The organism is Actinomycetospora sp. (genome assembly GCF_055612215.1).
This window is the reverse complement of record NZ_JBVPVA010000044.1, coordinates 1-1216: the sequence shown is the minus strand read 5'-3', so window position 1 is coordinate 1216 and position 1216 is coordinate 1. Positions and strand designations below refer to the sequence as shown.

The window sequence follows — 1216 nt, the reverse complement described above, 5'->3', positions numbered from 1 at the left end:
CGGGCCGCGACCGCAATCCGGCCCCGGGCGCCGCCCCGGTCGTCGTCGACGCCTACCTCGGCGTGGGCACGGGGAGCGGCCTGCTGGGCGGCGTCGTCGTGACCCCGGCGACGGGGTGACGGGACCCGCGGCGGGGCCCGGAACGATTCACATGATCTGGTTCACTCTGGCAGACTGAGGTGACCCTGCTCACGTCAAGGTCCTGGTGGTCCATGCGCAATCCGCTCGCCGTCCTCGCGCCCCGCCGCTTCGGCTCCGCCCCGGTCGTCGCACCGGTACCGGGCCCCCGCCGGGTCCCCGCACCGGACACCCTGCCCGCGGTCGAGTTCCTCGAGCACGGCTGCGGGGTCGAGGGGGGAGACAGCGCCCCGGAGGTCTCGGTGCGCGGCATCGACCCGCGCAACGACCGCGGCGCGGTGGTCGCTTCGGTGCACCTCGCGGCGAGGCCGGGCGGCCCGTGCGCGAACACCGTCGAGGAGCTGCTGGCCGTCGCCCGGCCCGGCGACTACCGCGTGCGCCGGCTGACCTTCGACGTGCGCGCGCTCGACGCGGTGCTCGCGGACCGCGGGGGACGCGCCGTGCTCGAGCAGCTCGTCGCCGCCCCCGCCGACCGCGTGACGAACGCGGTGTTCCGCGCCGCGGTCGGCCGCGAGGGCTCGGAGGAGCAGCCCGGGGACCTGGACTGCGACGTGCGCGTGGTCGGCGACGGGGACTCGGTCGCCGGTCGCTGCCGGGTCGACCTCGGCCGCGCCCGCCTGACGATCACGCCGCTGCTCACCGGGTCCGAGCGGCTCGCCCGGCGCCTGGCCGAGGCCCGCGCGCGGCCCCGGGACCGCGCGGTGCGCCGCTGCCTCGAGCACGCCCTGGCCGTGGAGCTCACCTCGCGGCCGCTCGACGCCCTGATCTCGCTGCACCCGGACGCCCCGGCCTGCGACGTCCCGGTCCGCTGATCCCGGGCGACGGCCGCGCGGCCGTGCGGGCCGTCCCGCCCCCCGGCGTTGATCAACAGCACGTCAGGCAGCTCAGCGGCGCTCGCGAGCTGCTTGGTGTGCCCCTCGTCGGGGTGGGCTGACCCCGACCCGAGTCCGCGCTCAGACCGTGTGGACGATCAGCACGTCCGCCTTGGACCGCCGCGAGACGGCCTGGGGGACGGAGCCGAGCAGTCGGCCGGCGAAGCTCGCGAGGCCCTTGTTCCCGACGACGACGAGGTCGGCCC

At 77.1% G+C, this 1216-nt stretch carries 2 protein-coding genes; one reads left to right on the top strand and one right to left on the bottom strand.

Annotated elements, in window-relative coordinates:
• Positions 1-212 precede the first annotated feature (212 nt).
• Positions 213-950, top strand: coding sequence for a hypothetical protein (locus AC0CYZ_RS00960; protein WP_472211213.1), 738 nt, complete (start codon positions 213-215; stop codon positions 948-950).
• Positions 951-1091: 141 nt separating this feature from the next.
• On the opposite strand, the gene AC0CYZ_RS00955 is transcribed toward AC0CYZ_RS00960, so the two are convergent.
• Positions 1092-1216: universal stress protein (locus AC0CYZ_RS00955; protein ID WP_472211216.1), on the bottom strand; the 125-nt coding region annotated here is incomplete at its 5' end.

Bases quoted from the DNA above. Each gene is read 5' to 3' on its own strand.
- AC0CYZ_RS00960 (WP_472211213.1), top strand. From the start codon at position 213: ATGCGCAATCCGCTCGCCGTCCTCGCGCCCCGCCGCTTCGGCTCCGCC.